The following is a 25,827-nucleotide window of genomic DNA, read 5'->3' on the forward strand; positions in this document are numbered from 1 at the left end:
CTTCCGGGGGCGGCGGCCCTCGGCCGTTCCGTCAGCCGGGCCGGGGCACGTTCGCACCCGAGGAGACCAGCTCGATGCGGACCTCGGACCCACCGACGTTGATACGAGCCGGTCGTACCGGCTCGACGGGTCGTGCACCTGGGCGCGGTCAGCGCTTCTTGGTCTTCCTCCTCTAGCGCTTCTTGGTCTTCCTCTGCTGCCGAGGAGTCCACTCGCCCCGGTGGAGCTGACACCGGGAGTAGCCGATCATCGCCGGGTTGCGGCACGGCTTGCCGGACTTCGTCTTCAGTGATCCGCAGGTGACTTGCTTGCCCATGGGCCCTCCCGCCCCGCAGGTCGACGCATTGAAGGCATCGTCAGGGACCAGCGCGTCCAGTGTCCGCCGATCCGCTCGTGTCGGCTGATTCCAGGTCCCGCGCGACCGGAAGGCGACCCGCCGTCACCGCAGCGAAGGCCGCGCCCTCCCCGCCCAGTACTCGTCCGCCGTGATGCCCAGCAGGACCACGTCGTGGTAGGCGCCCGCGAAGAACTCGTGCCGGCGGAGGCGGCCCTCCTCGACGAAGCCGAGTTTGCGGTAGAGGGCCAGGGAGGCGTCGTTGAAGGCGTAGACCTCCACCTCGCACTTGTGGCAGCGCTGTTCGGCGAACATGTAGGTGAGGACCAGTTCGGTGGCCTCGGCCGCGTAGCCCCGTCTGCGGTGTTCGCGGGTGATCTGGATGCCCGTACGGAAACGTCCGGCCCGGGCGTCGGTCTCGCCGACCGACACCGCGCCGGCGAAGGCGTGCTCGGAGCGGGTCTCGATGACCAGGTGGTACGCGGTGGGGTTCGGGGTGCGGCCGGCGCGTTCGGCGGTCCAGGCGCGGAAGCCCTCGTCCGAGCGCGGCGGCTCGACCATGTCGGCGTTCCGGGCGTCCACGGTGTGCTGGGCCAGGGCCCGGAAGCCCTCCCAGTCGTCCGGTTCGATGCCTCGAAGGCGGACCTTCTCGCCGGTCCACAGGTCGCTCATGGTGTTCCAGCCTGATGCGCGGGGGCCGGTCGGCAGGCTACGCGGGCCGCGATGGTCCTTGCGCAGTCCAGGGACTCCGTGTGCGTGGTGTCCACCTCCAGGTCGTACACCACGCCCCGGTGCACCGTCTCGGCCTGGGACTCGGCCATGCCCCGGGGGCGGTCCCCGCGGGCGGTCTCGCGGGCCGCGGCGGCCTCGGCCTCGCACCTGACGCCGACCCACAGCACGTCCAGGCCCGTCAGGGCCTTCCGCCACGGTTCCTGGGAGGCCGGGCCGCCGAGGAACACGTCGTCGACGATGACCCGGGCGCCCGCCCGTACCATCGCGGCGACCCCCTCGCGCCAGGCCGCCTCCAGCCTCCGGAACTCCGGTCCGACGGTTACGTCGCCGTCCGCGCCGAACCCGATGCCCTTGTCCGACGTCAGCAGGGAGGCGGGCATCGCGTCGACCAGCGTGTCGATCGCGGCGGCCAGCCATGGGTCCGGCAGTTCCGCCTGGAGGCAGCGGACGATGCCGGACTTACCGGAGCTGGACCCGCCGTTCAGCACGATCACTTGAGTCGTCACCGGGTCACGGTAGAGGCAACCGGTACGGGCCCCCAGCGATTTTCGGTGCGGCCGCCGTACCGCCGTGCCCCCGGCATCACGCGGACCTCACGGGACGAGGTCCTGCGCGGTACGGACCCGGCCGCACCTGCGCCCCCGGGCCGGTGAGGTCCGGGGGCGCAGGGCGATCGGCGTTGCGGGGTAAGGCGGGCGGGGTCGGTGGGGTTGGTCGTCAGCGGCCGTAGCGGATCAGCGCGCGGACCATGCGGCAGGTGGTGTCGGACGGCGGGTGGATGCCCAGGCGCTCGGCGGTGATCCGTATCCGGTGGTTTCCGGCGCTGGAGGGCTGGTAGACCCCGCTGTCGAGCAGGGCGATCGCCAGGCGCATGGCCTTGAGGCGCCGGTTGTGGGAGACATACCACTCGCGGGGGCGGCCCGCGGGCAGTCGCTTCTTCGGCATCGGGGTGGGAAGCGGCGGGTGGAAGGGCATCGGGAGCTGTCGGTCGAGCGGCTCGGACGTGACTGCGGCAACGGCCATCGGCATCCTCCTGGCAGGGTGATGGAACCCTTGTGAACTCCCTCCATTTTACTGCCCCCCACTGACAATCGCCCCTGGCCAGAGGCTATTTCGGCAGTCCCTCGCGTACCCTTGGCCCCATGGAGATCTGGATCAATCCGGCCTGTTCCAAGTGCCGCAGCGCGCTGACTCTGCTCGATGCGGAAGGCGCCGACTACACCGTCCGCCGCTACCTGGAGGACGTGCCGTCGCCCGAGGAGATCCGGGCCGTCCTCGACCGGCTCGGTCTCGAACCGTGGGAGATCACACGGACCCAGGAAGCTGCGGCCAAGGAGCTCGGGCTCAAGGAGTGGCCCCGGGACGCCGGTTCGCGCGAGCGGTGGATCGCCGCCCTGTCCGAGCACCCCAAGCTGATCCAGCGGCCCATCATCACCGCCGACGACGGCAGCGCCGTGGTGGCGCGCACCGATGACGCGGTTCGGGACGCGCTGGGGCGGTAGACGGCCGAGCCGTCAATCTCCCGGGATCGCGGCCAGGAACGCGTCCAGGCGGCGGTTGATCTCGGCCGCCGCCGGTGCGTCCAGCGGCAGCGTGTGGTGGGTCGCGCCGGGAATCGTGTACGTCGACGCGTCCGGCAGCATGCGGTCGACCGCCTGTGCGGTACGGACGGGATCGAGCGCGCGGCCCTGCTCGGCGAGCAGGACGAGCGTCGGTACGGCGAGTCCACGCAGAGCCGGCGGACGCGGACGTGGGCCGGTGACCGGGCTCGCGGACGGAAGGCGGACGCCTTCCTCGTACAGGCGCAGCCAGTCAGGGTCCAGCCCGGCCCCGGCCGTCTCCCAGGTCAGGAACGCGCGCGCCCGCCGCGGTGTCGGACGCAGCAGGAGCGGGACGGCGCGCAGGAGATACCCGGGGCGGAAGCCCGTGAAGCACTGCGTGGGGTCCACGAGCACCAGTCCGGCCAGCTGCCGGGGGCCCGCGTGGAGGGCGTGGTGGAGCGCGATCCACGCGCCGTAGGAGTGGCCGGCGAGCACGGGCCGGCCACCGTCCGCCTCGGGGCACAGCGCCGCCAGCACCGCGTCCAGCCACCCCGTCAGGTCCGCCACCGTACGGATCGGGCGCTCCCCCGGCGTACTGCGTCCCGGCTCGCCGATCAGGTCGAGCGCGTGCACACGGCGCGTGCGGCCGAGGTGGGCCGCCTGGGCGTGCCAGACGGCGGAGGTCGCTCCGCCACCGGGCAGCAGCACCACGGACGGAGCGGTGGCGTCGGCGGGGCCGTGGCTGGTGACGTGCGTGGCGCCGTACCGGGTCGGGATGCGCGCGGTCGTCGTGCCCGGAGGCCAGCGCTCGGCCAGGAACCCGTCGTAAGCGGCGAGGAAGGAGGCGGACGGCGACGGGGCGTCCGGAGCGGCTGCGGATCCGGGGCTGCGGGACGACGGCATGGCACGGCCTCTCGTGGGCGTCTCCGGCTGACTCTCCGAAGATATTATCTCGCTGAGCGAGGGAATGGAGGAGCGATGGGCACGACCGACGTGCCGGACGGCGGACCGGAAGCACGTACCGGGCTGATCCATCTGCTGCGCAAGGTATCCGTCGAATTCGGCTTGCGGCAGGCGGAGTTCGCTGCCCACAACGGGATGCACCCCACTGACGTACGGGCTCTGATCTGCCTGCTCGACGCCGGACGGGCGGGCACCGACGCGACCGCCGGTTGGCTCGGGGCGCAGCTCGGACTGCATTCCGCGGGCACAACGGCGGTGGTCGACCGGCTGGTGCGGCTCGGCCATGTGACGCGCACGCGCGACCCGCGCGACGGGCGGCGCGTGCTCCTGGCGGTGGAGGAGCGGGCGGAGGAGCTGGGGCAGGCGTTCTTCGGTCCGTTCATCGGGGCCACCGACGCGGTGCTGCGCGAGCTCGACTCCCGGGAGACGGACGCCGTACGGCGGTTCCTGACGGCGGCGCACGAGGCGGTGAGGGCTGCGCCGGGGTCCGGCCGCGCCCCCGAACCACCTTGATGTACACCCCCCGGGCACGGCGCGGGCCGGGCCGCCTTCAGCGCTCGTCCGTGCCCGCCCGCTTGGACGTGGCGAGGGCGATGCGGTTCCAGGTGTTGATGGTGAGGATCAGGGCCAGCAGCCGGGCCAGCTCCTCCTCGTCGAAGTGCGCCGCCGCACGGCCGTAGACCGCGTCCGGAACCCCGGCGTCCGCGACTCGGGTGACCGCGTCGGTCAGGGCCAGGGCTGCCTGTTCCTTCTCCGTGAAGAAGTGGGTCGCCTCCTGCCACACCGCGACCATGTGCAGCCGCTCCTCGCTCTCCCCCGCCTTGCGCGCGTCCGTGGTGTGCATGTGCAGGCAGTACGCGCAGTTGTTCAGGTGCGAGGAGCGGATCTGGACCAGCTCGACCAGGGTCGGGTCCAGACCCTCGCGGGCCGCCGCGTCCAGACCGATCACGGCCCGGAAGACCTTCGGGGCGGTCTTCGCGAAGTTGAGCCGAGCGGTGGGGGCGGTAGTCGTGGCTCGGTTGTTCGTCTTGATCTCTGTCGTCGTCATGGGTACGAATCTAGGACGACGGGCGACCGGTTACGGGGTGCATTTCGATGACGGATTCATGGGTCAATTCTGCGGAGGTCCTGGGCAGTGATCTGCCACTGGAGCTCTCCGGTGCGGGCAACCGCCGGGCGGTCCTGATGGCCGCGCTGCGCGAGGCCGTCCGCAGCGGGCGGCTCGCCCCCGGTACCCGGCTGCCGCCCTACCGTTCCCTCGCCGCCGACCTGGGCCTGGCCCGCAACACCGTCGCCGACGCCTACGCGGAGCTGGTCGCGGAGGGGTGGCTGGCGGCCCGCCAGGGCTCGGGCACCCGGGTCGCCGAGCGGGCCGCCCCCGTCACCCCCGTCCACCGGCCGCGCACCCCCGAGCGCGCCGCCCGCCCGGTCCACGACCTGGTCCAGGGGCAGCCGGACCCCTCGGTCTTCCCGCGCACCGCCTGGCTGGCCTCCGCGCGCCGGGCCATCGCGGCCGCCCCCAGCGACGCGTTCGGGCCCGGCGATCCGCACGGGCGGCCCGAGCTGCGGCGGGCCCTGGCCGGTTATCTGGCCCGGGTACGCGGGGTGCGGGCCTCGCCGGAGCGCATCGTCCTCTGCTCGGGCGCCGCGCACGGGCTGCGGCTGCTGGCGGACGTGCTCGGCGGTCCGTGGGCGGCGGAGGAGTACGGTCTGCCCTTCCACCGCGGGCTCCTCGCCGCTCACGGCGCCGGGACGCGGCCGCTGGGCGTGGACGGGGACGGGGCACGGGTCGACGGGCTGACCCGCCGGGACCGTGCCGTACTGCTCACGCCCGCCCACCAGTTCCCGACCGGCGGACCGCTGCACCCCGCGCGGCGGGCCGCCGTGGTCGACTGGGCCCGGTCCACCGGCGGGCTCGTCGTCGAGGACGACTACGACGGGGAGTTCCGCTACGACCGGCAGCCCGTGGGGGCCGTCCAGGGGCTCGATCCCGAGCATGTGGTGCTGCTCGGATCGGTCAGCAAAAGCCTCTCCCCCGGCCTGCGGATCGGCTGGATGGTACTGCCCCAGCGGCTGGTCGCGCCCGTCGTGGCGGCGAAGGGCGAGCGTGAGCAGTGGTCGAGCGCCACCGAACAGCTGACGCTCGCGGACTTCGTCGAGTCGGGCGCGTACGACCGGCAGGTACGGCGGATGCGGCAGCGCCACCGCCGCCGCCGGGACCAGCTGGTGGCCGCCCTGGAGCGGCGGGCGCCGCACGTCCGGGTCACCGGGATCGCGGCGGGCCTGCACGCGGTGCTTGAGCTGCCGCCCGGCACCGAGCGTTCGGTGGTCCGGGCGGCGGCCTGGCAGGGGCTTGCGGTGGAGGGTCTGGCCGACTACCGGCACCCGGGGGCGACTCCGTGTCCGGTCGCGGACGTGACTCCGTACGCGGGCGGCTCCGGCACCCGCCCGCACCCGGGCCCTGGCCCTGACCCGGCAAAGGACGCCTCGGACGCCGGTGCCGGCGCCCGTGACGGGCTCGTCGTCGGCTATGCCACCCCCGCCGAACACGCCTACCCGGAGGCGTTGGAGGCCCTGTGCCGGGCCCTCCCGCCGGGGTGATCAGGCCGCCTGCGACTCCGCCTGCGCCAGCAGCTCCGTGAGGTGGAGGCCGAAGCGGGCGTCGCAGGCGTGTGGCACTCCCGTGCGTACCGCTTCGGCCAGCGCGTCCACCGCTCCCCTGAACGCGGTCCGCGCGCCGTCCCAGCCCGGCATCTCGGCCGTCCCCCGCTCGCCCCGGAGCTCGATCTGCACGCCCGCCGCGCCGGGCGGGGCGCTCAGGCCGAGGGTCACCGTGCTGGAGGCGCCGGAAGCGTGGCGCAGGATTAGGTGGGTGGTGTCGGCGGGGCCGCGGGCGGCGGTAACCTCCGTGACCTCGCCCAGGACCGGGATGAGCACCGAGAGCGCGTGCGGGCCGACGTCCCACAGGCCGCCCTTTTCGCGCCGCCACGGGGACTCCGCGTACTCGCTGGTGGAGCCGGACGCGTAGAGCGAGCCGAGCCACTGCGCGCGGGCGGTGAACCAGCCGCCCGCCGCTGTCTGTTCGGCGATCCAGGCCGACGTCTCCGGGGCGAAGCGCAGGGTGCAGAAGACCACCGAGGCGACCTCCGCCTCCGCCGCCGCCTCGGCCACCGCGCGGGCCCCCTCGACCGTCGTGGCCACCGGCTTGTCCATCAGCAGGTGGCAGCCCGCCTCCGCCGCCCGGACGGCCAGCGGGGCCTGGACGTCCGGCGGCAGCGCGAAGGCGATCGCGTCGCTCGCCTCCAGCAGCGCGTCGATCCCCTCCTCACCCGTGTACGCCCGCGTCCCGTGGGCGGCCGCGAGGCCCTCCGCCGCCTCGGCCCGGCGGCCCCACATCCCGCTCAGCTCGACGCCGGGGTGGGCGGCGAGCGCGGGGGCCTGGGTGTTGCGCGCCCAGGGGCCGGTGCCGAGGAGACCGATACGCAGAGGAGTGGTGCCCGCAGTCGTCATGGGTGCCAGTGTGCCGGGTGCGCGAAGGAGTCCTGGAAAGGAGCCCCGGAAAGGGGCCTGGAGCAGGGGCTTGAAGCGGGGCCTTGGAACGGGGGCTTGGGGCGGGGGCTTGGGGCGGGGGCTTGGAACCGGGGCGCCTGGAAGTGGTCGCGAATGCGGTGGCGCGGCACCCTCGTGTCCGGTTACGTTTCCCGGGCCGGCCGCGGGACTCCGGCTGCGACTTCCGAGATGTGCCTGTAAAGCGATGATTTCGTTGTTCGCGCCCCCATTCCCCGGCCGGCATCCACGTCCACCGGGGGAAGACCATGCCTGCGTCCGAGACCTTCGCCGACCTCGTCGCCGCCGAGGACGTCCTGCTCTTCGTGAACGCGGCGATCACCGCGACCGGGCAGCGCGAGTTCCGCTCCGACGCCGTCGGCCAGCAGCTGTCGTTGGACTTCCTCCACACTTACGTACGGGTCAACTACCGGCGTGTCTATGCCTCTTCGCTGGCCCTGGACATCAACGACCACAACGCCGCCCGCATCGTACGCGAGCTCCTGGAGACGGCGGGCGAGGCGAGTGCGGAGGAGCGGCGCACCGAGGGGCGGCTCATCGCCGCCCGGCTGGCGCTGCTGCCGCCGCCGCGCGTCTACCGGCTCTTCGGCGAGCTGCGCCGGGCCGGGGTCAACAACCGGCGCACCCGGGCGATCATGCGCGACTGGCTGGCGGCCCGGCCGGACCTGGGGCACGACGCGGTGAAGTACCGCAGCGGGCTGAAGTCGGCCGCCCGGCACATCCATCTGCGCTGCCCCGAAGGGACGGAGCCGCTCCCCGAAGTCGGGGCGTTCCTGTTCCGGCCCGGGCGGCTGCCGCGCTACGAGCACCGGCTGCTGGACGCCTGGCGGCGCGCCCACTACGAGCAGGGGGCCGTGGCCGAGCTGCCGTTCACCGTCGCGGAGGGGTTCGCGGACCGGCACGGGATGAAGCGCGAGGTGTTCCTGAAGCGGGCCGCGCCCCGGATGACCCGGCTGGAGCGCCTGCGCACGCAGGAGCAGCGGGTGGAGGGCGACCAGCAGCCGGACGTCGATCTGACCGTCATGCCGCTGACCCGCCTGGCCCTGTACGTGCTCGCGCTCCCCTTCGAGCGGCGCGCCGCCCGGCGCGCGGAGCTGTCCGGTGCCCTGCGCACGGCCGCCCGCCGGGCCGCGGGCGGGCACGCGGGGACCTGGGGGCGTGTACACGCGGTGCTGGACGACAGCTTCTCCTCGTCCGGTTCGGGGCAGAAGCGGCGGCGGCCGCTGGCCGTCGCGCTGGCCTCCCACTACCTGCTGGAGGCGCTCGCGGCTCCCGGCGCCTACCGCGCGCTGTGGACCTCGGGCCGGGACGACGCCCTGCTCGTACGCCCATGGGGGCCGACCCCGCTCGGGATGCGGATCCTGGACGCGCTGGAGCCCGGGCCGGGCGGCGGCGGTGCGGGCCGGCCCGCGAGCGCTGGTGCGGACCGGCCGGTCGATGCCGTTCCGGACCGGCTGGTCGACGCCGCTCCGGACCGGCTGGTGATCGTCTCGGACGGCTGGGACAACGCTCCGGCGGGCCTTGCGGGCGAGGTGCTGCGCGTGTGGCGGAGCCGGCTGGACCCGGCGCGCCGGACGGCCGTCGTGCACCTCAACCCCGTATACGACGCGGCCGGTTTCGACGTCCGGCGGCTCGCGGCGGGGGTTCCGACGGCCGGCATCCGGGATGCGGAGGATCTGCCCGCCCTGGTGGAGATCGCCCGGTTCACGGAGGGGCGGACCGGGGCGGCGGAGCTGCACGCCTATCTGGGCCGCCGGGTGGCCCGGTTCCTGGGAGAGAAGGAGACCGCGTCGTGAACCGGCTGGAATTCACCGGGCTCACCACCCGGCCCTCCCAGGTGTGGGGAGGCGTCCGGCTCGTCCCGCTGGTGCGCGAGGCACCGGTGGAGGGGCTGCGGCTGCACCGGGAGGTGTACGAGGGGCTCGGCGCGGGGATCGTCGAGCTCGGACCCCGCAGCCACGACGTCTCGTACATTCCCCACGGGTTCGTCGCCGACTGGTCGGGCACCGATACCGCCGCGCCGGAGCCGGGCGGGCAGTCCGCCACGTACGGGACGCAGTTCGGCGGCCGGGACGCGCCGACGACCGTCCGCCTTCCCTCGCTCCCCCGCCACCGCATGGCCAAGCGGCGCCCCGGCGACCGGCTGCGGTTCCTGCCGCTCCACCTGGCTCTGGAGGGCTACCTCGCGCTGCACTTCGGCGGTCCGTCGACGGCCTGGGAGGAGTGGTCGCGGGCGGCCCTGCGCGACGGGCTCTCGCCGCGCGCCGAGGACGCGTACCTCGGGCGGTCGGTGCGCGGGCTCGGGGAAGCGCTGCGGATCTTCGAGATCCACCCGGACCAGTGCGGGGTGATGGTGTACGCCTCCGACGCGCTCGCCGCCGCGTTCGTGGTGCCGCACCCGGAGGACTACCGGCTGCTCCACGCCTCGCTGGTGGAGGACCTGTACGGGGAAGTGGTGCACCAGTACGCGCTCTACGGGGCGCCCGTCCCGGAGTTCGGGGCGCGGCTCGGGGGCGGGGAGCACATCCGTACGCTCGCCGATCTGCGGGCGGCCGCGCGGGGGCAGGAGCGCGCGTGGGAGGAGGCGCACGACAGCCTGTTCGCGCGGGAACTGCTGAACTCCTCGTACGGGTTCGACCGGGTCTACCGGATGGGGTCGTTCACGCTGTGGCGGTTCCTGCCGCCGTTCGTCCGGGACGGGAGCGGGCAGCACATCGGGGAGACGATCACCGATCACCAGGGGCAGGTCGCCTACCTCAAGACGTTCCGGCTCTCCGACGCCCAGATCCGGCGCGGCCATCTGCTGCACACCCTGGCGGGCGCGGACTGGGAGCTGTCGCGGGCGGCCGCCGCGCTGGGGTCGAGCCGGGAGGAACTGGTGCGGCGAATCCGGGCGGCCGGAGTCGGGAACCTGCTCAAGGGCGACGTGTGACCCCTGCCCGGGCAGCGTACGACCGGTCCGGACCAGGCACCCTTTAACGCAGGGATCCTCGGTAACACGGGGTTCACACTCGGGCAACGGACGGGAAATCGCGTCTTGCCAAGCTGCGCGGCATAGACCGCTGCACCCGCAAAGGATGGCGTCCGTGACGTTCAAGGCTGAGTACATCTGGATAGACGGCACCGAGCCGACCGCCAAGCTTCGTTCCAAGACGAAGATCATGGACGGCACGCCGTCGCAGGACGTGGCGGACCTCCCGATCTGGGGCTTCGACGGCTCCAGCACCAACCAGGCCGAGGGTCACGCCTCCGACCGGGTGCTGAAGCCCGTCTTCACCTGTCCGGACCCGATCCGCGGCGGTGACGACGTCCTCGTCCTGTGCGAGGTCTTCAACATCGACATGACGCCGCACGAGTCCAACACCCGGGCCGCGCTGCGTCCGGTGGCCGAGCGGTTCGCGGGCCAGGCCCCGGTCTTCGGCATCGAGCAGGAGTACACCTTCTTCGACGGCCACCGGCCGCTCGGCTTCCCCGAGGGCGGCTTCCCGGCCGCGCAGGGCGGCTACTACTGCGGCGTCGGCGCCGACGAGATCTTCGGCCGTCAGATCGTGGAGAAGCACCTCGACAACTGCCTCAAGGCGGGGCTCGGCATCTCCGGCATCAACGCCGAGGTCATGCCCGGCCAGTGGGAGTTCCAGGTGGGCCCGCTGTCCCCGCTGGAGGTCTCCGACCAGCTGTGGGTGGCCCGTTGGCTGCTCTACCGCACCGCCGAGGACTTCAACGTCTCCGCGACCCTGGACCCCAAGCCGGTCAAGGGCGACTGGAACGGCGCGGGCGCGCACACCAACTTCTCCACGAAGGCGATGCGCGAGGGCTACGACGCGATCATCACCGCGTGCGAGTCGCTGGGCGAGGGCTCCAAGCCGATGGACCATGTCAAGAACTACGGCGCGGGCATCGACGACCGGCTCACCGGCCTGCACGAGACGGCCCCCTGGAACGAGTACAGCTACGGCGTCTCCGACCGCGGCGCCTCGGTCCGTATCCCGTGGCAGGTCGAGCAGGACCAGAAGGGGTACATCGAGGACCGTCGCCCCAACGCCAACGTCGACCCGTACGTCGTCACACGGCTGATCGTCGACACCTGCTGCACCGCGCTGGAGAAGGCCGACCAGGTCTGATCCGTCCCGCCGCAGCCGTGTACGCATGAGGGGCCCGCCGGTTCTGTTCTCCGGCGGGCCCCTCGTGCGTGATCACGCAGCAGGTCGAAGCCCTCGGCGGACCGGGCCGATGGGTCGACGCCGTGCGGGGCGAGGCGGATCAGAGTGCGTCGGCCCGAGAGCTGAGGACCCGGACGGTTTTCCGGCTGGAGGTTCCCACGAATCGGCCCGGGCTCTGAACGGACCGCTCGGCCCGTCCGTATGGGACGTCACGCTTCTCCCTCGAAGCAGAGGAGTCCCATGCGACGCACATCCCACAAGAAACGTTCCACGCTGGCGAACCGGGCCATTGCCGCCTCCGCCGCCCTGATCCTGGGGGGAGGTGGGCTGGTCGCGGTCAATGTCTACGCCTCCGCGGGGGAAGGACCGTCTGGTTCTCCGCCCACCCGGACGCAGAACGCAGGCCGCCAGCTGTCCACCATCGTCTGCCCCGAAGCCGTGAACGGACTGGCCGAGGTGCCGGACCGGGTCCGGAGCGAGGTCGACCGTGAACTCGCGGCGATGGATACCCAGATCACCGATGCCTACCGGCAGTTCGCCGACCGGAAGGAGCAGATAGCCCGCGATCCCGGGCTGGCCGAGAACGCCGTGCTCGGGCCGTTGCGCAGCAAGCGGGCCGCGAGCCTCGACCGCATCGGCACCGCGATCGGGCGCGTCGCGGAGCGGCCTGGCGGGCTGGACAGCCTCGCCGGATGCAGCCTGCGCGCCGACGACAGCCGCCCCGGAGGCGGGGGCGGCAACGGCGGTAGCGGTGGCGATGACGACGGCCAGGGGCAGGACCAGGGCCAGAATCAGGGGCAGAACGCCGGGCAAGGACAGTACGGAGGACAAGGGCAGGACCCCGGCCAGGACCCGGGCCGGGATCCCGGCCAAGGGGAAGGTTCCGGGCAGGGGCAGGGCGGCAACGGTCCCGTGGCCGCCGATTTCGTCGATATCCAGTCCGTCCAGCCCAATGTCGAGCGGCCCCGCAAGCGCCGCAACGCCTCCCGGGGCACCTTCACCACCGACTGCGGCCGTAATGAGAACGGGAAGTTCAACCCTGACAACGTCATCGTCGCGCCCGGCGTGAGCAACGGCGCGCACCATATGCACGATTACGTCGGCAACCAGGCCAACGACGCGTTCGCCAGCGACGACGATCTGGCGAACGGCGCCACCACCTGCCGCAACCAGGGCGACCGTTCCACCTACTACTGGCCCGTCCTGCGGCTCCAGAACGGGCAGGACGAGAACGACGTGAACGCCGACGGCGGCGGCCGGGACCAGAACGTCGGGGAGATCCAGACGCCCTCCGAGGTCACGCTGAAGTTCGTCGGCTCACCCGTCGGGAAGGTCACCGCGATGCCGCGCTTCCTGCGGATCATCACCGGGGACGCGAAGGCGTTCACCAACGGCGACGCCAATGCCAACGCCTCGTGGAGCTGCACCGGATTCGAGGACCGTCAGCTCAAGGACAAGTATCCGATCTGCCCCGAAGGCAGTCAGGTGGTGCGCACGTTCGCCTTCCAGAGCTGCTGGGACGGACAGAACACCGACAGCGCCAACCATCGCACCCATGTGGCGTTCGCCCAGGACAACGGGCGCTGCCCGAGCGGCTTCCGGGCCGTGCCGCAGCTGGTGCAGCGCGTTGTCTACGACGTCCCGCCCGGTCCCGGCTTCGCCGTCGACTCCTTTCCCGAGCAGCTGCACAAGCCCATCACCGATCACGGTGACTTCATCAACGTCTTCGACGACCGGCTGATGAAGAAGATGGTGCGGTGCATCAACGACGGCCGCCGCTGCCGCTGACGCGGCGCGTACGGCCCCCGTGAACCTGCGCGGTCAGCTCCCGTGGTGACCGGAGTGCCCGTCCTCGCTCCCCCCTCCGCCACTGTTCCCCGAGTGGTGAGGCGAGGCGGTCTCCACCGTCCCCCCGAGCCGGCCGCGCAGCGCTGCGACCACCTTCGGATCGCCGACGGCCACCCACTGCCGTCCTACGAGGTAGGAGCCGCCGTAGTCCTTGGCCTCGTTGATCCACTCCCGCTGGCCGCGGTCGGTGGCGAACGTGGTCAGTACGTAACGCCCGTCGCCCGTAGTGCAGTTGGCCTGGCGGAGCTCCTCGGCGTCGGTCTGTACGTTCGGGTCGCAGCCCGCCTTCTTCGCCAGCTCCTCCAGGGTGCCCGCCGCGGCGGGCGGCGGCGTGGGCCGCTCCCGGCCGCCGCTGCCGTCGCCGTCGTCGGCGGATTCCGTGCTGCACCCGGCCAGGACCAGAAGCCCCGCCAGAGCCACCACGGCGGCCCCGGCTCGCGGTCCGCCCCGCCCGTCCGATCGTGTCGTCGCCATCGGCCCATCCTGCACCCGAAAGCAGGCTCAGGGGTGAGCTACGGCGAGACTCACGACATACGCCTCCTCGACCTCGCCGTCGGGGAACAGGGCGGCCAGCAGGGCCCGTTCGCGGTCGAAGTAGTCGCGGACCGCCGCCGGTTCACGGATCAGGAAGTCGGAGAGGGTGGCCAGGTTGCCGAGATGGACCTCCAGCGGCACACGGCGGCTCCACGCCACCTGCCGGGTGCGGAAACCAATCCCGTCGGGCAGCGCGGCCCGGAAGCGGGCCCGGTCGTCCGGGGCGGCCGGTATCTCCGCCCCGAAGAACGTGCGCAGCCGCCGTTCCTGGTCGAGGAGCCACCGCGCGGACGGGTCGGCGTCGTTCCACCACAGGGCGAGCGCCCCGCCCGGCCGCAGCACCCGGCGCGCCTCGGGGACGGACCGGGCCGGGTCGGTCCAGTGCCAGGCCTGGGCGTACGTGATCAGGTCCACGGAGCCGGTCCGCAGCGGCAGGCTGTTCCCGTCGCCCCGGACCACGGGGACGTCCGGCAGGCTCCGGCGGAACTGCTCGGCCATCCCGTCGCCCGGCTCCACCGCGGTGACCCGGGCCCCGCGCTCGCACAGCCGTGCCGTACCGAGCCCCGTACCGGCCCCGACGTCGGCGACCCGGGCTCCGGCGAGCGGCAGTCCGGCCAGGTCCTCGATGGCGTCGAACAGGGCGGGCGGGTAGGAGGGACGGTTCGCGTCATAGGCGGCGGCCACGGCGTCGAAGGATCGCGCCTGCACGGGTTTCGGCACCCGCCCCGTCACTGGTTTCGTCACTGGTTTCGTCATACGGGCGATCATCGCGCGGCCCCCCGCGTCCGTGCGGGGAATTCCGTGCACGCCTCTGGTCCCCCCGGGTACCCGTCAGTACATTGACACCATGTCTAACACGCAGCCAGCGGCGGTCGCGTCGGAGCGGACGCCCCTCAAGGCCCGCAAGGTGTCCTTCGCCTGGGAGCAGACCCCCCTGCACTGGGTGCCGGGCGACCCCTTCACCACGCACACCATCAACGTGCTCCACCTGCTGCTCCCGGCCGGAGAACGCTGGTTCATCCACGTCTACCGGCAGATCCTCCCGTACATCCGCGACGACCGGCTCCGCGAGGACGTCATCGGGTTCATCGGGCAGGAGGCCGTACATTCGCAGGCGCACGACGATGTGCTGCCGCATCTGCGGGAGTTGGGCCTCGACCCGACCCCGTACACCGCGCAGGTCGACTGGTTCTTCGAGAAGCTGCTCGGGGACCGGACCCTGCCGCCGGGGCGGGCGTCCAAGTGGTGGCTGATGGAGCGCGTGGCGATGATCGCGGCGATCGAGCACTACACCGCCTTCCTCGGCGACTGGATCCTCAACGCCGAGGCGCTCGACCGGCGGGGCGCGGACCCGACCATGCTGGACCTGCTGCGCTGGCACGGCGCGGAGGAGGTGGAGCACCGGTCGGTGGCCTTCGACGTCTTCATGCACGTCGACGGCGGCTACCGGCGGCGGGTGCGGACCTGGGCTGCGGCCTTCTCCGCGCTGGTGTTCCTCTGGCAGCGCGGGACCCGGTTCTTCATGGAGAACGACCCGAGCCTGCTGGACGGCAAAGCGACGTTCAAGGCGTTCCACGCGAGCGGGAGGCAGGGCACGCTGCCGAGCACCGGAGCGATCCTGCGGTCCGTGCCGAGCTATCTCAGCCGCTCCTACCACCCATCGCAGGAAGGCAGTACGGCCCAGGCCGTCGACTACCTCGCCCACTCGCCCGCGGCGCTCGCCGCCGAGGCCCGTACGACGGGAAGCTCCTGACCCATGGCTCTGCCCCGTCTGCGTACCGTCGCTCTCGTCACCGGCGCCGCCCTGCTCACCCGGCGGGCTCTGAAACGCCGGATCGCCCGGTCTCCGCTGTGGCCGCTGCCCGCCCTGCCCGAGCCGGTGTCGGGCCATTCCCAGCGGCGGTCGACGACGATCCGCCGGCTGCTGATCACCGGACGGACGGTGATCGCCGAGGACGTCGTCCAACTCCGACTGGAGGGGTCCGGCCTGGCGCGCTGGCAGCCCGGCGCGCATCTGGACCTGGTGCTGCCGTCCGGTCTGGTACGGCAGTACTCACTGTGCGGCGACCCGGACGACACCGTTGGGTACACGGTGGCGACCCGGCTGATGGCGGACGGCCGGGGCGGTTCGCGGGAGGTGCACGAACAGCTCCAGGAGGGCCTGGAGATCGAGGTGCGCGGGCCGCGCAACCGCTTCCCGCTGACCGATGCCCCCGCCTACGTCTTCGTCGTCGGCGGCATCGGGATCACCCCGGTCCTGCCGATGCTGCGGTCGCTGGCCGCGTCGGGGGCCGACTGGCGGCTGCTGTACGGGGGACGGTCGCGGGCCTCCATGCCGTTCCTGGAGGAGATCGAGAAGCTCGGCGGGGGCCGGGTCACGGTCGTCGCCCAGGACGAGGCGGGCCACCCGGACGTCACCGCGGCGCTGACCGGGCTCGCCCCGGGCACGGCGGTCTACTGCTGCGGGCCCGAGCCCCTGATGGAGGCCGTCACCGCCGCGCTCCCCGAGGGCTGCACGCTGCACCTGGAGCGGTTCTCGGCGACGACGGGCGGGGACCCTGTGGACTCGTCGGCCTTCGAGGTGGAGCTGCGGCGCAGCGGGCGAACCGTGCCGGTCGCGGCCGGGCAGTCGGTGCTGGCCGCCGTCCGCGCGGAGCTGCCCCATGTCCCGTACTCCTGCGAGCAGGGCTTCTGCGGAACCTGCCAACAGCGCGTACTGGAGGGCGAGGTCGAGCACCGGGACGAGCTGCTGACCGACGACGAGCGGGGCGACTCGATGCTGATCTGCGTCTCGCGCTGCCGGGGCGAGCGCCTGGTGCTGGACCTCTAGGGCCTGTGCTGCCGCGCCCCGGATAGGCTGTTCGCATGACGACCGGGGTGCGGCGCAGGATGGGCGTCGACGAGCGCAGGCAGCAATTGATCGGCGTCGCGCTGGACTTGTTCAGCCGCCGCTCGCCCGAGGACGTGTCGATCGACGAGATCGCCGCCGCCGCGGGGATCTCACGGCCGCTGGTCTACCACTACTTCCCCGGGAAGCAGAGCCTGTACGAAGCGGCGCTGCGGCGCGCCGCCGACGAGCTGGCGGCCCGCTTCCTTGAGCCCCTCGAAGGCCCCCTCGGCGCACGGCTGTCGCGGGTGATGGGGCGGTTCTTCGACTTCGTCGACGAGCACGGCCCCGGGTTCTCGGCGCTGATGCGCGGCGGGCCCGCGGTCGGCTCCTCGACGGCGAACGCCATGATCGACGAGGTGCGGCAGGCCGCGTACGAGCAGATCGTCACGCATCTCGGGGTGGCCGAACCGCCCGCACGGCTGGAGCTGGTGGTCCGCTCCTGGGTCTCGCTGGCCGAGTCCACGGCGCTGATCTGGCTGGACGGGCGGCGCATCCCGCGCGCCGAGCTGGAGATGCAGCTGGTGCACGACTTCGCCGCGCTGGCCGCCGTCAGCGCCGCGTACGACCAGGAGATGGCGGGCATCGTGCTGCGGGTGCTGGCCCAGGAGCCGGTGGACGGTCCGTTCGGGGATCTGCTGGCCCGGCTCTCCGCTCTCGCCCCGGATGTACCCGCGGTCCCGGCGCAGCGCCTGCCGCCCCCCGACGACACCACCCGCTAGGCGGGCAGCCCGTTGCGGTGGGAGACGCGGCGGGCGGCGGCCAGCAGGGCGTGGATCTGCGGGCCCGCCTGGTCGATCTCGGCGACCGGGCGGGGGAACGGCAGCCGGACGTCCTGGTGGGTGCTCGGGTATTCGAGGCGCAGGGTCACCCCGTAACGGTCCATCGCCAGCGGCACGGCCCGGGTCATGCCGCGCTCCGGGCGGGGGCGGACGAGGCGCAGCAGGAGCGGGACGAGCTCGGCGTGGTCGTCCACCAGATGGGTGAGCATCCCCGCCTCGCAGGCGGCGATCGGGTCGGTCTCCGCCTCCTCCAGCTCCTCCAGGGTGACGAAGGTGCGCCCCTCGGCGTCCTCCAGGACCGCCTGGCCGAACTCCATGCAGGTGGACTGCTCGGTGTCGTTGCCGTACGGGGCGGACAGCAGCCCGGTGACCGTGACGCGGGCGCGCAGCCGGTCGCGTACGGGTGCGGGGGCGATGTCCGTGAACTCCAGGCGGGCCGGGACCCGTTCGGCGGACGGCGCGTGACCGCCGTCGTTCGGGGCGTGCAGGTGGATGTGGCCCATCGCCCCCGTGCCGTCGAGGCGGCGGACTTCGGTGTGCAGGCCGTCGCTGACCACCGTCATGGAGTGGGCGACGGTCAGGATCGACCGGACGCGCTCGGCGCGGGTCGGCTGCGTGGCGCGCGGGCTGAAGGGACGCATCCGAGTTCTCCAGGGGCAGTCAACGAGACCCAAGTGGATACTTAGGTATGCCTAACCTTACCCACAATGCCGAGAGGGCGGGTAGTCCGGGGACACCGGACACCCCCACAGCCGGGTCAGAGCTGGAGCTCGGTGCGCAGGGCGGCCGCGAGTCCGACCTCCGCGTTGTCCGACTGACCGCGTTCGAAGGCGCGTTGGTAGGCCTCGTCGCCGACGGCCGCCCGCGCCTGGCGTTCGCACCTCTCGCGGACCGGCCCCAGCTCGGGCGTGCCGCGCTGGGGGTGGCCGACCATCCGCCAGTACGCCTGTCCCGTGCCGTAGACCCGGGCGGCCTGCGCCCCCGCCCCCTGGGCGGCGATCGCGGCGGCCAGGATGTCCAGGCCCAGCGCGATGCCGAAGCTGTCGCGGAGCCGGTGCTTGCCCGCGAGCATCGCCCGGGCGTGCGCGGCGGAGGCCTCGGGGTCGCCCCGGAGCAGGGCGATCAGGGCGAGCTGGTAGTCGGCGTAGGAGCGGGTCCAGAACTCGCCACCGCGTTCGCAGGACCTGCGCAGCGCGGTGGCGGCCGCCTCGGACTCGGCCAGCCGCCCCAGGGCGGTGAGCGCGAAGACGGTGATCAGGTGGCAGCGCAGCCGGTGGGCGGAGTCCGCGGGGACGTTCCCGGTCATCCGCAGGACACGTTCGGCCGCCTCCAGGGCCGCCTCGGGCTGCCCGGTCATCAGCTGGGTGAGACCGGAGAGGTAGGTGGCGCCGAGCATGCCCTCCTCGTCCCGGTCGTACAGGGCGATCGCCGTGCAGAGCGCACCGTACTTCTCGGCGGTCGCGAAGTCGCCCTGGAGCAGCGCCGCGACGCCGAGCACCCAGTGCAGCCGGGTCCGGTGGGGACCGTCGACGGGGCCCGCGTCCAGGGCGCGCTGGGTGTAGTGGCGCGCCTCGGACAGATGGCCGCAGCAGGCCCAGAAGAAGCCGACCCGGCCCGCCATCTCCTGGGCCCCGGCGACGTCGTGGGCGAGCAGGTGCTCCAGAGCGGCGCACAGGTCGAGGTGGGTGTCGGACACCTTGTGGTACCAGGACACCTGGTCCGGGCCGCTCCAGCCCTCGTGGGCACGGCGGGCGAGGCCGAGGAAGCTGGCGGCGTGCCGTTCGGCCGCCGCGTGCTCCTCGCCCAGTTCGACGAGCCACATCCGGCCGTACTCGCGCAGGGTGTCGAGCATCCGGTAGCGGCGGCCGTCGCGCTGGACGACGGACTGGGCGACCAGGCCCTGGAGCGCCCGGTCCACGTCCTCGGGCGTGAGCGGGCCGCCCGCGCAGACCTCGCGGGCGACCTCCTCGTCGAAGTCGGTCCGCAGGGGGGTGAGGCGGGCCCAGAGGAGGCGTTCGAGCGGGGAGCACAGCTCGTGGGACCAGCCGATGGCGGTACGCAGGGTGCGGTGCCGACGGGGCCAGACCGACTCGTCGGCGAGGAGGTCGAGCCGGGAGGCTCCGAGGCCGGGGACGGCCCCGATGCCGCCGGACACTCCGGGGCCGCCCCGGCCGGGTCCCGGTACGCCGAAGCGGGAGCCGATGCGGTCGGCGAGCTGGGCCACGGTGTGGCGGCCGATGCCCGCCGCGGCCAGTTCGATGGCGAGCGGGATGCCTTCGAGGCGGCGGCAGATCTCGGCGGCGGCCGCCTCGTCCCCGGGGCCGTCGAGACCCGCGCGGGGGTCGGCGGCGCGCAGCCGGTCGGCGAAGAGCTGGAGCGCGTCCGGGGCGCCGTCGACCGGGAGCGGCGGCACCTCGACGACGTACTCACCCCGGGTGCCCAGCGGTTGCCTGCTGGTGACCAGGACCGTCAGCGCGGGCGAGGTGGTGAGGACCTCGGCCAGCAGGTGGGAGCAGGGGCCCCGGAGGTGTTCGGCGGAGTCGAGGACCAGCAGGAGCCGCTTGTCACTGAGCCATTCGCAGAGCGCCTCGACGGGCATCCGCAGGGTGTGGTCGGCGAGCCCGACGGCGTCCGAGACGGTGGGGAGCAGCAGCCCGTCGCCGTAGAGCGGGGAGAGGTCGGCCCACCAGGCGCCGTCCGGGTAGCCGTCGGCGACGGCGCGGGCGGCCCGCAGCGCGAGCCGGGTCTTGCCGACGCCGCCGGGGCCGATCAGGGTGGTCATCCGCCGGGTGGTCAACGCGGTGTGCAGCCGGGCCAGTTCGGACCGCCTCCCGACGAAGCTGCTCATCTCCTCGGGAAGGTATCCCACCTTGGTCATCATCACCGTCCGCACGCTGGGGCAGGGGGCGTCGGTGGGCCGACCGCCCCGGTCGGGGCTCCTGCCGCGCGAACCGGCACGGTCCCGCCTCCCCCGACGGGAGAGCGGGACCGGCCGGGCGGACCGGGACGGCTGTCGCGGCTCCTTCGCCGACGTCTGCCGTCACCGTAGTGCCGTCGGAGGTCAGCGCAGAGTGAAGACGGCCACCGTGCGTCCCGGGACGGTGAAAGTGGCTGATTTCCCGTCGTACCTGGCTCGTTTGACAGTAAGGTCCGCACCCTTCGCCTGGACGGGGTGCAGCGCGTACGTCTTCCCGGCCGGTGCGGCGAGCCGCTGGGTGGCGGTCTCCGGGGTGGCGTTGAGGACGACGGCCAGACTGCCCAGGCGCATGGTGATCACACCGGGGGTCTCGGCGGGACCGGAGAGCGGGAAGGACAGGGCCGACTGCACCTGGCCGGTGGTGCTCAGGGAGAACTCCTTCTCGGTGCTGCGGATGGTGAGCAGGTCGCGGTAGGCGGCGGACGCCCCCTCGATCTGGGCGCAGCCGGGTGCGATCGTCCCGGCCGAGGCCAGCAGCGGCTTCGCGTACGGCCACTTGTCCTGGTTGTCGGCGGCGGGCGGCAGGCCCCGGCCGAAGCCGTTGCCGTCGCGGCAGTCCCAGTGCAGGGCGTTGAACCAGTCGCCGCTGTCGTAGGAGTTGCGGTCCAGGGACTTGGAGCGCAGCAGGTCGGTGCCCGCCTGGGAGAGCGAGGGACCCTGCGAGAGGACGGAGGCGCCCATCGCCACCACCTGGGCCCTGGCCAGCTCGGCGGCCGTGGTCCCCGCCGGGAGCTTGAAGGCGAGGGTGTCGAAGAGCGTCTCGTTGTCGTGGGCGTCGGAGTAGGCGAGTGCGTCGCCGGGGACGGCCGCGTATCCGGCGGGGACCCCGTTGTAGTCGACGTCGGAGCCCTTGACCGTACGCCCGGAGGTGTCGGTGAAGGTGTAGTCGGCGAGGTTGCCGCTGAGACCGACCTTGATCAGGTCCTGGTAGTGCAGCAGCCGGGCCTTCTGCTCGGCGCGGGTGCCGTTGGCCGGGGAGGAGTTGGGATCGGTGTAGAGGCCGGAGGCGAAGCCCTGGACGCCGGGGTCCTCGTCGAAGGGGCCGCCGCCGCGCACGGCGTCGCGGGCCCGGTCGGAGAAGGTCGCGATGCCGGTCCCGGCCATGTTCTTCTGGGTGGCCTGGACGAAGCGGGCGTCGTCCGCGATCTCCCCGAAGTTCCAGCCCTCCCCGTACAGGACGATCTTCTTGCCGTCGACGCCGTCCTTCGCGGGCGTGAGCCCGTCCAGCGCCTTGCGGACGGCGAGGATGTTGTCCTTCGGGTGGTGGCCCATCAGGTCGAAGCGGAAGCCGTCGACCTTGTACTCCTTGGCCCAGGTGACGACCGAGTCCACGACGAGCTTGCCCATCATGGTGTTCTCGGGCGCGGTGTTGGCGCAGCAGGTGGAGGTGGCGACGGTGCCGTCCTCCAGGAGCCGCTGGTAGTAGCCGGGCACGATGCGGTCGAGCACCGACTTGTCGTCCTGCCCGGAGGCGACGGTGTGGTTGTAGACGACGTCCATGACCGTGCGCAGCCCGGCCCGGTTGAGGCCCTGGACCATCCGCCGGAACTCGACCGTGCGCCGGGTGCCGTCGGGGTCGGAGGCGTACGAGCCCTCGGGGACGGTGTAGTGCAAGGGGTCGTAGCCCCAGTTGAAGCCGTCCTTGGCGGCGGCCTTGCTCACGCAGGCCTGCTGCTCCTCGGAGTCGGGGGCGTAGACGGAGAGGTCGCAGGCGGGCTTGGCCTGGTCGGCCTTCTTCTCCGGGATCGTCCCGATGTCGAAGACGGGCAGCAGGTGGACGTAGTTCGTACCGGAGTCGGCCAGTTTCTTCAGGTGCCGCATGCCCTTGGAGCGGGTGTCGGTGAAGGCCAGGTACTCCCCCGGGTGCCTCGCCGTGCGGTCCGTGATCGAGAAGTCACGGACGTGCAGCTCCTGGATCCGGGCGTCCCGCAGCGGGGTGGCGGCGGGCTTCTCCAGGCCGGACCAGCCGCGCGGCGCGAGCTTCGGGTCGGTGAGGTCGACGACGAGGCTGCGGGCGGAGTCGGCGGTCAGGGCGGTGGAGTAGGGGTCGGTGACCTTGTTGGTGACCAGCTTCTGGACGGAGGGCGCCCAGACGGTGACGGCGTACCGGTAGGGCTTGCCCCGCCAGCTCTTCTTCCCGGTGACCGACCAGACGCCGGTGCGCCCGTCGCGCTTCATCGGGTGCTTACGGCCGCCGAGTTCGAGCGAGACGGTCCGGGCGGTCGGGGCCCACACCGAGAGGGTGGGCCGGGACTTGCGGAAGACCGGGCCGAGTTCGGCGGAGGCCGCGTGCTTCCCGTACAGGTCGTCCAGGACGCCCGCCGTCTGGACGCCGGTGGCGGCGAGCAGGGCGCCGTTGGCGGCGCGCTGGGTGGCGATGAGCTGGCCGCGCAGGGACTCCCGGACGCGGTCCCGGTCACGGGCGTCGACGGTGAAGGCCGGATAGTCCTTCAGATGGGGGAACTTCGCCTTCTGCCCATCGCTCAGCGCGGCCGGGGTGAGCCGCAGCCACCGGCCCTCGTCGGACAGCGCCCCGTCGACGACGGAGATGCCGCCCTTCTTCGCGTACACGAGCTGCTGGCTGGTGGCGTCGGTGGCCTTCACCTTCCAGACGACGGTGTCCGCGTCGACCCACTGCGCCTGGGCCTTCGACAGGTCGGGGGCCGGGCCGCCGCCGATCTGCGGGAGGAGGTAGCCGGGCTTGCCGCCGAGCAGCCAGACCTCGTGACCATAGGTGGTGAGGTCGAGGGACTGGTCGCTGGGGAGGTCCTTCTCGTCGCCCTTGTGGAGGATGTAGCTGAGCGAGGTGGCCCCCTCGGCGAGCGGCACCTCGAAGGTGACGCCGTAGGCGTCCTTTCTCGCCGGCATCAGCGGCTTCGACCAGTCCGTGGGCTCCTTGGCCCCGGCCCAGGCGTGGAGCCCCCAGCCGTCGTAATTCCCGTCCGGGCGGTGGTAGTTGAGGACCGCCTTGGCGGTGTCCTGCGGCGGGGCCTCGGGGGCCTCGACCGCCTGCTCGTCCTTGCCCTGCTCGACCCATACCTGCCCGGTCATGGACAGGTCGACGGTCCGCTCCGGGCCGTCGGCCACGCCGTTCTTCTCGACGGTGTACGGGACCGAGTCCGCGCCCTCCTCCAGGTCGAGCCAGGCGAACGCGCCGAACGCGTCGCGCCCGATGAACTCCGCAGCCCTGTCACCGGACTTGAGCTGCCAGCCCTCGTAGTCGCCGTCGGCGCGCTGGTAGTGGACGACGGCCCGGTCCCGCTCGACGGCGACGGGCTTCCCGGGCGGCGGGGCCTGACCGGCGGTGGTCCAGGCGAGGGCGCTGGAGGTCCGGCCCGTGCGGTCGACGACAACGGCCTTGTAGCGCAACGGCGTTCCCGCCTTCACCGAGTCGTCGAGGTACTGGGTGACCTTGTACGGGGCATGGTCGGCACTGCCGAGCGTCTGCCACTTGCCGTTGCCCACCTGGGCGGCGAAGACGACCCGGTTGAGCTGTCCGCCGTCCACGTCGGCGGCGATCTCGACCGTGCCGGTGGCTCCGGCGCCCGGGGCCTTCAGAGTGATCGCGGGCTTGGCGGCCGGGGCGCCCACACGCCTGTCCGCCCGGAGCACGACACTGGAGAGGGCGGGCACGGTGACGGTGACCGCCTTGTCCGCGCCGCTACGGATGGTGCCTGAACCACCGTACAGCGTAAGGAAGTTCATGCCGGACGACTCGGTGGCGAGCCGCACCTCCTTCGGGCTGGTGCCGTTGTTGGAGGCGACGAGATACTCGTAAGGGCGCCTGGTGTCGATGCGCGAGACGGCGTACACCGAGCCCTCCGCCCCTTCGGCGGTCCGCTCGATCTGGGTGCCGTCGCGCAGCGCCGGGTGCTTCTTGGTGAGCTTGGAGAGCGCGGCGATCGAGCGGTAGACGGGGTGCTTCGTGTCGTACGCGTCGGAAGCGTGCGTGCGGTCGGTGCCGAGCTGGTCGTCGTCGAGGTAGTCGGCGGTCTTCGAGGCGAAGAGGGTCTGGCGGGCGTCCTTGTCGCCGCCCGCTCCGGTGAAGCCCTGCTCGTCGCCGTAGTAGATCACCGGGTTGCCGCGCCCGAAGAACATCAGCTCGTTGGCGAGCCGGGCCCGCTTCAGCAGCTCGGCGTCGTCGGCCTTCGGGTTGTCCTGTTTGAGGAAGGTCCCGATGCGGCCCATGTCGTGGTTGCCGAGGAAGGTGACCTGCTCGTAGGCGTTGGCCTTGTCCGTGGTGTAGCGGTAGTCGTTCGCGTACACCGAGGCGAGCCGGTCGGCGGGGGCGCCCTGGGAGGCGAACTGCCGGGCGGCGTCCTGGAACGGGAAGTCGAGGGTGGAGTCCAGACGGCCCCGGGTCACATAGGGCGAGGTGATCTCGGTGTCGGCGGAGTAGACCTCGCCGAACATGAAGAAGTCGTCCCGGCCCCGCTCGGCCGCGTAGGCGTCGAGCGCGGTGGCCCACTGGGTCCAGAAGTCCAGGTCGACGTGTTTGACGGTGTCGATGCGGAAGCCGTCGATGTCGAAGTCGCGGACCCACTTCTCGTAGATCTTCCGCATGCCCTTCACGACCTCGGGACGCTCGGTCCACAGGTCGTCGAGGCCGGAGAAGTCGCCGTACTCGTTGGACTCCCCGGCCCAGGTCGAGTCGCCTCGGTTGTGGTACATGGTGGGGTCGTTGAGCCAGGACGGGACCTTCCTGCCGGCGCCCGGGGCCTGGACCGGGGTGTACGGGAAGGAGTCCTGGTCGACCTTCCTGACGCCGTCGCGGTCGTCGAAGGGGCGGCCGTCCTTGCTGAGGTAGGGGAAGGCGCCCTTCGGCTTGTAGCCGTAGGCCTTCTCCGCGTAGTCGACGGTGTCGGCGGTGTGGTTGGTGATGACGTCGAAGAAGACCTTCATCCCCTTGGCGTGGGCCTTGTCGATCAGCCGCTCCAGGTCCGCGTTGGTGCCGAAGTGCGGGTCGACCTGGGTGAAGTCGGTGATCCAGTAGCCGTGGTAGCCCGCCGAGGCGTCCTTGCCGGTGCCCTGGACCGGGCGGTTCTTGAAGATCGGCGCCAGCCAGATGGCGGTGGTGCCGAGGCCCTTGATGTAGTCGAGCTTCGACGTCAGGCCCTTGAGGTCGCCGCCCTGGTAGAAGCCCTTGTCGGTGGGGTCGAAGCCGTGCTCCAGGCGTGAACCCTTCAGCCCGCCGCGGTCGTTGGCGGTGGTGCCGTTGGCGAACCGGTCGGGCAGCACGAAGTAGAACTGCTCACGGGTGAGGTCGTGCCGGGCCGCCTCACGGGCGAGCCCGGCATCCGAGGGAGGGGACGGCGGACGGGGCGATGCGGCGGCCGAGGCCGCCGGGACGACGGGCAGCAGCGCCACACACAGGGCGGCCACCGCCCCTCGCCTGAGGGAGGTTCGGGACACGGGAGGGTGCTCCTCGGCTGGTGTCAGGAGGGCTTGCGGAGGGTGGACCGCGGGCCGGTGACGTCGGTCACCGGCCCGCGCGTTCGTCAG

The 25,827-nt window shown here is 72.4% G+C and carries 22 protein-coding genes; 10 read left to right on the top strand and 12 right to left on the bottom strand.

Features of this window, described 5'->3' with window-relative positions:
• Positions 1-172: 172 nt before the first annotated feature.
• The 4 genes from RI138_RS07390 to RI138_RS07405 form a co-directional block, all read right to left on the bottom strand.
• Complete coding sequence (locus RI138_RS07390) at positions 173-316, bottom strand: HGGxSTG domain-containing protein (protein ID WP_311119255.1); 144 nt, start codon at positions 314-316, stop codon at positions 173-175.
• A 123-nt stretch (positions 317-439) separates the two neighbouring features.
• Positions 440-1,006, bottom strand: coding sequence for a GNAT family N-acetyltransferase (locus tag RI138_RS07395; RefSeq protein ID WP_311119256.1), 567 nt, complete (start codon positions 1,004-1,006; stop codon positions 440-442).
• The gene (gene cpt, locus RI138_RS07400) at positions 1,003-1,572 is read right to left on the bottom strand and encodes a chloramphenicol phosphotransferase CPT (RefSeq protein WP_311119257.1); all 570 of its coding nucleotides are present in this window, start codon (positions 1,570-1,572) and stop codon (positions 1,003-1,005) included. Before cpt ends, RI138_RS07395 begins: the two co-directional genes overlap by 4 nt.
• 211 nt (positions 1,573-1,783) lie before the next feature.
• Entirely contained in the window at positions 1,784-2,089 is a 306-nt protein-coding gene (locus RI138_RS07405) for a hypothetical protein (protein WP_096631696.1), read from the bottom strand.
• Positions 2,090-2,208: 119 nt separating this feature from the next.
• Here RI138_RS07405 and RI138_RS07410 point away from each other — a divergent pair, with 119 nt between their 5' ends.
• Complete coding sequence (locus RI138_RS07410; protein ID WP_311119258.1) at positions 2,209-2,568, top strand: arsenate reductase family protein; 360 nt, start codon at positions 2,209-2,211, stop codon at positions 2,566-2,568.
• Positions 2,569-2,580: 12 nt separating this feature from the next.
• Here the strand turns inward: RI138_RS07410 and RI138_RS07415 are convergent, their stop codons facing one another.
• Positions 2,581-3,510, bottom strand: coding sequence for an alpha/beta fold hydrolase (locus RI138_RS07415; RefSeq protein ID WP_311119259.1), 930 nt, complete (start codon positions 3,508-3,510; stop codon positions 2,581-2,583).
• A 75-nt stretch (positions 3,511-3,585) separates the two neighbouring features.
• Here RI138_RS07415 and RI138_RS07420 point away from each other — a divergent pair, with 75 nt between their 5' ends.
• Positions 3,586-4,083: a MarR family winged helix-turn-helix transcriptional regulator gene (locus RI138_RS07420; protein ID WP_311119260.1), complete on the top strand. Its 498-nt coding sequence runs from the start codon at positions 3,586-3,588 to the stop codon at positions 4,081-4,083.
• A 37-nt stretch (positions 4,084-4,120) separates the two neighbouring features.
• Here RI138_RS07420 and RI138_RS07425 read toward each other — a convergent pair whose 3' ends face one another.
• A complete protein-coding gene (locus RI138_RS07425; protein ID WP_311119261.1) occupies positions 4,121-4,618 on the bottom strand; it encodes a carboxymuconolactone decarboxylase family protein in 498 nt (165 codons plus the stop codon).
• A 47-nt stretch (positions 4,619-4,665) separates the two neighbouring features.
• Between RI138_RS07425 and pdxR the strand changes: the two genes are divergently transcribed.
• A complete protein-coding gene (pdxR, locus tag RI138_RS07430; RefSeq protein ID WP_311119262.1) occupies positions 4,666-6,171 on the top strand; it encodes a MocR-like pyridoxine biosynthesis transcription factor PdxR in 1,506 nt (501 codons plus the stop codon).
• Here the strand turns inward: pdxR and RI138_RS07435 are convergent, their stop codons facing one another.
• A complete protein-coding gene (locus RI138_RS07435) occupies positions 6,172-7,080 on the bottom strand; it encodes a Gfo/Idh/MocA family protein (RefSeq protein WP_311119263.1) in 909 nt (302 codons plus the stop codon). It abuts the gene before it with no gap.
• A gap of 305 nt (positions 7,081-7,385) precedes the next feature.
• Here RI138_RS07435 and RI138_RS07440 point away from each other — a divergent pair, with 305 nt between their 5' ends.
• The 4 genes from RI138_RS07440 (at position 7,386) to RI138_RS07455 (ending at position 13,085) form a co-directional block, all read left to right on the top strand.
• A complete protein-coding gene (locus RI138_RS07440) occupies positions 7,386-8,933 on the top strand; it encodes a hypothetical protein (RefSeq protein WP_311119264.1) in 1,548 nt (515 codons plus the stop codon).
• The gene (locus RI138_RS07445; protein WP_311119265.1) at positions 8,930-10,069 is read left to right on the top strand and encodes an ARPP-2 domain-containing protein; all 1,140 of its coding nucleotides are present in this window, start codon (positions 8,930-8,932) and stop codon (positions 10,067-10,069) included. Before RI138_RS07440 ends, RI138_RS07445 begins: the two co-directional genes overlap by 4 nt.
• 154 nt (positions 10,070-10,223) lie before the next feature.
• Complete coding sequence (glnII, locus tag RI138_RS07450; RefSeq protein ID WP_096631709.1) at positions 10,224-11,258, top strand: glutamine synthetase; 1,035 nt, start codon at positions 10,224-10,226, stop codon at positions 11,256-11,258.
• A gap of 279 nt (positions 11,259-11,537) precedes the next feature.
• Positions 11,538-13,085, top strand: coding sequence for a DUF1996 domain-containing protein (locus tag RI138_RS07455; protein WP_096631714.1), 1,548 nt, complete (start codon positions 11,538-11,540; stop codon positions 13,083-13,085).
• 33 nt (positions 13,086-13,118) lie between these two features.
• On the opposite strand, the gene RI138_RS07460 is transcribed toward RI138_RS07455, so the two are convergent.
• Complete coding sequence (locus tag RI138_RS07460) at positions 13,119-13,619, bottom strand: hypothetical protein (protein WP_311119266.1); 501 nt, start codon at positions 13,617-13,619, stop codon at positions 13,119-13,121.
• 27 nt (positions 13,620-13,646) lie between these two features.
• Positions 13,647-14,435, bottom strand: a complete 789-nt coding sequence (locus RI138_RS07465) for a class I SAM-dependent methyltransferase (protein ID WP_311119267.1) — start codon at positions 14,433-14,435, stop codon at positions 13,647-13,649.
• A gap of 91 nt (positions 14,436-14,526) precedes the next feature.
• Here RI138_RS07465 and RI138_RS07470 point away from each other — a divergent pair, with 91 nt between their 5' ends.
• From RI138_RS07470 to RI138_RS07480, 3 genes are read left to right on the top strand one after another with little or no spacing between them, the layout of a single operon-like run.
• Positions 14,527-15,432: a metal-dependent hydrolase gene (locus RI138_RS07470; protein ID WP_311119268.1), complete on the top strand. Its 906-nt coding sequence runs from the start codon at positions 14,527-14,529 to the stop codon at positions 15,430-15,432.
• Between the two features lie 3 nt (positions 15,433-15,435).
• Positions 15,436-16,509: a PDR/VanB family oxidoreductase gene (locus tag RI138_RS07475; RefSeq protein ID WP_311119269.1), complete on the top strand. Its 1,074-nt coding sequence runs from the start codon at positions 15,436-15,438 to the stop codon at positions 16,507-16,509.
• 35 nt (positions 16,510-16,544) lie between these two features.
• Entirely contained in the window at positions 16,545-17,288 is a 744-nt protein-coding gene (locus RI138_RS07480; RefSeq protein WP_311119270.1) for a TetR/AcrR family transcriptional regulator, read from the top strand.
• On the opposite strand, the gene RI138_RS07485 is transcribed toward RI138_RS07480, so the two are convergent.
• The 3 genes from RI138_RS07485 to pulA form a co-directional block, all read right to left on the bottom strand.
• The gene (locus RI138_RS07485; protein WP_311119271.1) at positions 17,285-17,989 is read right to left on the bottom strand and encodes a DUF2470 domain-containing protein; all 705 of its coding nucleotides are present in this window, start codon (positions 17,987-17,989) and stop codon (positions 17,285-17,287) included. The two genes, RI138_RS07480 and RI138_RS07485, sit on opposite strands and share 4 nt — an antisense overlap.
• Positions 17,990-18,105: 116 nt before the next feature.
• The gene (locus RI138_RS07490; RefSeq protein WP_311122816.1) at positions 18,106-20,229 is read right to left on the bottom strand and encodes an ATP-binding protein; all 2,124 of its coding nucleotides are present in this window, start codon (positions 20,227-20,229) and stop codon (positions 18,106-18,108) included.
• A gap of 180 nt (positions 20,230-20,409) precedes the next feature.
• Positions 20,410-25,737, bottom strand: coding sequence for a pullulanase-type alpha-1,6-glucosidase (gene pulA, locus RI138_RS07495; RefSeq protein WP_311119272.1), 5,328 nt, complete (start codon positions 25,735-25,737; stop codon positions 20,410-20,412).
• Positions 25,738-25,827: the final 90 nt, after the last annotated feature.

It is taken from the genome of Streptomyces durocortorensis, from assembly GCF_031760065.1.
Classification (GTDB): Bacteria; Actinomycetota; Actinomycetes; order Streptomycetales; family Streptomycetaceae; genus Streptomyces.

Bases quoted from the DNA above. Each gene is read 5' to 3' on its own strand.
- RI138_RS07390 (WP_311119255.1), bottom strand. From the start codon at position 316: ATGGGCAAGCAAGTCACCTGCGGATCACTGAAGACGAAGTCCGGCAAG.
- RI138_RS07395 (WP_311119256.1), bottom strand. From the start codon at position 1,006: ATGAGCGACCTGTGGACCGGCGAGAAGGTCCGCCTTCGAGGCATCGAA.
- RI138_RS07405 (WP_096631696.1), bottom strand. From the start codon at position 2,089: ATGGCCGTTGCCGCAGTCACGTCCGAGCCGCTCGACCGACAGCTCCCG.
- RI138_RS07410 (WP_311119258.1), top strand. From the start codon at position 2,209: ATGGAGATCTGGATCAATCCGGCCTGTTCCAAGTGCCGCAGCGCGCTG.
- RI138_RS07415 (WP_311119259.1), bottom strand. From the start codon at position 3,510: ATGCCGTCGTCCCGCAGCCCCGGATCCGCAGCCGCTCCGGACGCCCCG.
- RI138_RS07420 (WP_311119260.1), top strand. From the start codon at position 3,586: ATGGGCACGACCGACGTGCCGGACGGCGGACCGGAAGCACGTACCGGG.
- RI138_RS07425 (WP_311119261.1), bottom strand. From the start codon at position 4,618: ATGACGACGACAGAGATCAAGACGAACAACCGAGCCACGACTACCGCC.
- pdxR (WP_311119262.1), top strand. From the start codon at position 4,666: ATGACGGATTCATGGGTCAATTCTGCGGAGGTCCTGGGCAGTGATCTG.
- RI138_RS07435 (WP_311119263.1), bottom strand. From the start codon at position 7,080: ATGACGACTGCGGGCACCACTCCTCTGCGTATCGGTCTCCTCGGCACC.
- RI138_RS07440 (WP_311119264.1), top strand. From the start codon at position 7,386: ATGCCTGCGTCCGAGACCTTCGCCGACCTCGTCGCCGCCGAGGACGTC.
- RI138_RS07455 (WP_096631714.1), top strand. From the start codon at position 11,538: ATGCGACGCACATCCCACAAGAAACGTTCCACGCTGGCGAACCGGGCC.
- RI138_RS07460 (WP_311119266.1), bottom strand. From the start codon at position 13,619: ATGGCGACGACACGATCGGACGGGCGGGGCGGACCGCGAGCCGGGGCC.
- RI138_RS07465 (WP_311119267.1), bottom strand. From the start codon at position 14,435: ATGACGAAACCAGTGACGAAACCAGTGACGGGGCGGGTGCCGAAACCC.
- RI138_RS07470 (WP_311119268.1), top strand. From the start codon at position 14,527: ATGTCTAACACGCAGCCAGCGGCGGTCGCGTCGGAGCGGACGCCCCTC.
- RI138_RS07475 (WP_311119269.1), top strand. From the start codon at position 15,436: ATGGCTCTGCCCCGTCTGCGTACCGTCGCTCTCGTCACCGGCGCCGCC.
- RI138_RS07480 (WP_311119270.1), top strand. From the start codon at position 16,545: ATGACGACCGGGGTGCGGCGCAGGATGGGCGTCGACGAGCGCAGGCAG.
- RI138_RS07485 (WP_311119271.1), bottom strand. From the start codon at position 17,989: ATGCGTCCCTTCAGCCCGCGCGCCACGCAGCCGACCCGCGCCGAGCGC.
- RI138_RS07490 (WP_311122816.1), bottom strand. From the start codon at position 20,229: ATGATGACCAAGGTGGGATACCTTCCCGAGGAGATGAGCAGCTTCGTC.